Origin of the sequence: Curtobacterium sp. B18, assembly GCF_000333375.1 — a bacterium.
Lineage (GTDB): Bacteria > Actinomycetota > Actinomycetes > Actinomycetales > Microbacteriaceae > Curtobacterium.
Genome location: NZ_BACZ01000247.1, coordinates 1 through 4064 on the forward strand (window position 1 = coordinate 1; position 4064 = coordinate 4064).

Genomic DNA, 4064 nt, shown 5'->3' on the forward strand with positions numbered 1-4064 from the left:
CTTGCGCGTGTGATCAGCCGTGAGGGATATCAGTCGTGGCTGATGTGCGATGCATGCAGATCGACTGGCCTCGAGAGTTCAACGCGCAGCTCGACCGGCTCGACGCCGACACCACCGAACGGGGTCGGCGGCGGCTCGAGTTGCTCACGTTCATGCTCAAGCGGCTGCGGGACCTGGATGCAGCGCCGACGGAGGACACCGCTGTGATCAAGCGAGTCCGACAGTCGAGGGAACACGTCGTCTGGCGGGTGTCGCACCCGTACGTCCAGGGGATCGCGCTCCGGTTGATCTGCTGGTTCCCGCCGGGTACGGACCGTGTCGTCGTCGCGCTGTTCTCCGGCGACAAGGCCGCGATGGGTGACGTGTTCTCCGAAACGGTCGGCGTCCGTGCCGACCGACTGATCGACCGGTGGGTCGACGAGACGAAGGAAGCATGATGGGCGAGAAGGACTTCGTGCACGGCAACGACCGCCTCGAGCGGATGCTCGAGCGGCCTGGCATGGCCGACGCCGTGGCGGCGCTCGAGACGGAGGCGGACGAGCTCGACCGGATCCACGCCATGAGCCTCGCGATGGTGCGGGAAGCCGGCAAACGGACCCAGGTCGAGATCGCCCACGAGCTGGGGATCAGCCAGGGAGCGGTGTCCCAGATGGAGCGTCGTGAGGACATGCTGCTGTCCACGCTCCGGAGCTACATCACCGCGGCCGGCGCGGAGAACCCCCGGATCATCGTGACCGTCAACGGACGTGACGTCGAACTCGCGATCTGAGGTCAGGCGCTGGCGGTGACCACGAGCCCGCGGCGGCGGTGGACCGCCCAGACCGTCAGGGCGAACCCGACCAGGACCGCGCCGCCCACGGTGACCGCTGTCCAGCCGCCGGTGTTCCAGAGCACCGAGGCGAGCGCCGAGCCGATCGCGCCGCCGACGAAGTTGCCGGTGACGAAGGCCGTGTTGAGCCGGCTGCGCGCCGCGGGGTCGATCGCGAAGAGCCGCGTCTGGTTGAGGACGTTCGTCGCCTGCACGCCGACGTCCAGCAGGACCACCGCGACGAGGACGACGACGATCGACGTCGACCCGATCCCGGCGACCACGAGCGAGACGAGCACGAGGGCGATCGCCGCCCCGGTCACAGGCACCGAGTGGCCGCGGTCGTGCAACCGACCGACCCGCTGCGCGGCGACCGCCCCGGCGAGCCCGGCCAGGCCCACGAGCCCGATCGCGCTCGTGGAGTACCCGAACGGCTCCGCGCTGAGCAGGAACGTCAGCGCGGTCCAGAACATCGTGAAGACGGCGAACATCGCCGAGCTGATGACGAGGGTCACGCGCACGGCCCGGTGCGCCGCGACGGCACGGAACACCGAGGCGATGAGCGTCGGGTACCGCACTCGGTCCCGTCGGTCGAGCTCGGGGATCGCCCGCCGGAGCAGCACGGCGAACAGCAGGGCAGCGGCGGCGGCGACCACGTAGATCGCGCGCCAGCCGAACGCGTCCGCGACGAGCCCGCTGACCGTGCGGGACACGAGGATGCCGGTGAGGACACCGGAGGCGATCGTGCCCACCACCCGGCCACGCGCGGCGGGATCGGCGAGGTCCCCGGCCAGCGGGATGAGCAGCTGTCCGGCGACGGTGGTGAGGCCCACGAGCGCGAGCGCGACCAGGAGCACGGCGAACGACGGGGCCACGGCGGCGAACAGGAGCGCGATTGCAGACGCCACGAGCACCCCGGGGACCAGACGTCGGCGGTCGAGCACGTCCCCGAGCGGCACCACGAGGAGGATGCCGAGCGCGTAGCCGACCTGGGTGAGCGTGACGAGCAGCCCGGCCACCGCGGCGGACGTCCCGAGCGAGGACGCGATCTCGTCGAGCAGCGGCTGCGCCCAGTAGAGGTTGCCGACGGCGGCACCCCCGGCGACCGCGAACAGCAGGGTGCGGGCGGGCGTCATCCCCGCACGGGTGGTCACGGACGCCGCCGGAAGAGCTCCGCGAGGTGCCATGGCCCCGGTGCGAGTCGGACGGCCGCCTCGGCGCGGATGCGTTCCTCCCGGGCTCGGTCGCGGACGAGTTCCTCGATCTCGCGCTCGGCACGCAGGCGGAACCGGACCCGCTCGAGGAACGTCAGCGGCCCCGCGGTGCGGGTGGTCGGGATCGAGTCGGTCTCGCTCATGCGTCCTCCGTCTCCGGGACGGCGGCGACCGTGGTCGCCGCGAGGTTGGCGAGGAGCTGCAGTCGCTCCTCGGACGGGGAGCCGGGCTCGGTGCTGTAGACGACGAGCGTGAGTCCGGCGTCCGCGACGAGCTCCATCGCCTCGTAGGTGAGGTCGAGGTCGCCGACCGTGGGGTGGTGCACCCGCTTCACGCCGGTGCGGTGCCGCATGACGTCGTGCGCGGCCCAGCGCTGCCGGAACGCCGCGCTGCGCGTCGAGAGCTCCCCGACGAGGTCGGTCAGCCCCCGGTCGTACGGGGTCCGGACGGCCTCGGCACGGAGCACCGCCACCATGTCGCCCGCGACGGCGTCCCAGTCGCGCCAGAACTCGCGGCCGCGGGGGTCGAGGAACGCGAAGCGGGCGGCGTTCGGGGTGCCGGACGGCTCGGAGAACAGCGGCGAGTACAGCGCACGGGCGAGGGCGTTGCCGGCGAGGAAGTCCGACCGACCGTTGCGCACCCAGGCCGGGGCGGTGATCGAGTCGAGGACGCGCTGCACGTTCGGCCGCACCGTGGCGCTCGGGGTCCGCCGGCGGGTGGTGGCCGAGGCGTTCTGCGCGCGGGCGAGGTCGAACAGGTGCGCGTGCTCGGCGTCGTCGAGACCCAGTGCCCGGGACAGCGACTCGAGGATGCCCTCGGACACCCCGGCGAGGTTGCCGCGTTCGAGCCGGACGTAGTAGTCGACGCTCATGCCCGCGACGAGGGCGAGCTCCTCGCGCCGCAGCCCCTGGACGCGGCGGGCGCCGCCGCCGAAGTCGGGCAGCCCGACCTGCTGCGGCGTCACGCGCGCACGGCGGCTGCGGAGGAAGTCGCGGACTTCGGCCTTCGTGTCCATGTCCTCCACGGTAGGTCCGATCGACGGGTCGGAGCAGGGGCTGCTGGTACCCGTCAGGGCCGGTCAGCTCGTGGCGAGCGGCACCGAGACGATCCGGTCGTCGCCGTCCGTCGGGTCCCCGCGCCCGTCGGTGTTGTTCGTGACGAACCAGAGCGCGCCCTCGGGCCCCTCGAGCACGGTGCGGATCCGCCCGAAGTCCCCGGCGAAGTACTCGGTCGAGGTCGAGGGGTCGTCGGCGGGGACGGCCCGGACGACCTCGCCCTGCAGGTTCGCGATGAACACGGTGTCGTCGATCACCGTCAGGCCGCTCGGCGAGGCGTCGTCGGTCGCCCACTGCTGCACCGGGTCGACGAACCCCTGGTCGGTGCCGCCGGTGCCCTCGACCTCGGGCCAGCCGTAGTCCTTCCCCGGCTCGATCACGTTCAACTCGTCCCAGGTGTCCTGCCCGAACTCGGACGCGAACATCGTGCCGTCGGCCGTCCACCCAATGCCCTGGACGTTCCGGTGGCCGAGGCTCCACACCGGCGAGCCGGGGAACGGGTTGCCGCCGGGCACCTCGCCGTCCGGGGTGAGCCGCAGGATCTTGCCGGCGAGCGAGTCCCTGTCCTGTGCGTCCGAGCCGGTGCCGGCGTCCCCGACGCTCGCGTAGAGCATGCCGTCCGGGCCGAACGCGATCCGGCCGCCGTTGTGGAAGCTGTTCGACGGCAGCCCGTCGATCACCGTCGTGGCGTCGCCGAGCGCGAAGGACCCGGCGCTCCCGGTCAGCTCGTAGCGCTGGATGCGGTTGCCGTCGTCGCCCGTGGAGTACACGAAGAGGTCGCCCTCGTGCAGCGCGAGCCCGAGCAGGCCGCCCTCGCCACCCTGCCGCACGCCCCGGACCGTGCCGACCTCGCGCGTGGTCCCGGCGTCGGTCAGTTCGAGCACCTTCGCGGAGTCGCGTTCGCTGATCAGCGCGTCGTCGCCCTCGCCGGTGCGGACCACCGACCACGGGGCGTCCAGTCCCGTCACGACGTCGGTCGTCTCGCCG

The 4064-nt window shown here is 72.3% G+C and carries 6 protein-coding genes; 2 read left to right on the forward strand and 4 right to left on the reverse strand.

Annotation, left to right across the window (positions count from 1 at the left end; genetic code table 11):
• Positions 1 to 35: 35 nt before the first annotated feature.
• Positions 36 to 437 (forward strand): hypothetical protein, encoded by a 402-nt coding sequence (locus I5E_RS06330; protein ID WP_261974870.1) that lies wholly within the window; start codon positions 36 to 38, stop codon positions 435 to 437.
• Positions 434 to 769 carry a helix-turn-helix domain-containing protein gene (locus I5E_RS06335; protein WP_031261729.1) on the forward strand — a complete coding sequence of 112 codons (336 nt, stop codon included), beginning with the start codon at positions 434 to 436 and terminating at the stop codon, positions 767 to 769. The genes I5E_RS06330 and I5E_RS06335 overlap by 4 nt, the downstream gene beginning before the upstream one ends.
• A gap of 2 nt (positions 770 to 771) precedes the next feature.
• On the opposite strand, the gene I5E_RS06340 is transcribed toward I5E_RS06335, so the two are convergent.
• From I5E_RS06340 to I5E_RS06355, 4 genes are all read right to left on the reverse strand, one after another.
• Entirely contained in the window at positions 772 to 1962 is a 1191-nt protein-coding gene (locus I5E_RS06340; RefSeq protein ID WP_022906252.1) for an MFS transporter, read from the reverse strand.
• Entirely contained in the window at positions 1959 to 2165 is a 207-nt protein-coding gene (locus tag I5E_RS06345) for a hypothetical protein (protein ID WP_022906253.1), read from the reverse strand. Before I5E_RS06345 ends, I5E_RS06340 begins: the two co-directional genes overlap by 4 nt.
• Entirely contained in the window at positions 2162 to 3037 is an 876-nt protein-coding gene (locus I5E_RS06350) for a helix-turn-helix domain-containing protein (RefSeq protein ID WP_031261730.1), read from the reverse strand. Before I5E_RS06350 ends, I5E_RS06345 begins: the two co-directional genes overlap by 4 nt.
• 63 nt (positions 3038 to 3100) lie before the next feature.
• Positions 3101 to 4064, reverse strand: a 964-nt coding sequence (locus I5E_RS06355; protein ID WP_022906255.1) for a PQQ-dependent sugar dehydrogenase, incomplete at its 5' end; no start/stop codon positions are given.

Coding starts and splice junctions, on each gene's coding strand:
- I5E_RS06345 (WP_022906253.1), bottom strand. CDS start 2,165: ATGAGCGAGACCGACTCGATCCCGACCACCCGCACCGCGGGGCCGCTG.
- I5E_RS06350 (WP_031261730.1), bottom strand. CDS start 3,037: ATGGACACGAAGGCCGAAGTCCGCGACTTCCTCCGCAGCCGCCGTGCG.
- I5E_RS06335 (WP_031261729.1), top strand. CDS start 434: ATGATGGGCGAGAAGGACTTCGTGCACGGCAACGACCGCCTCGAGCGG.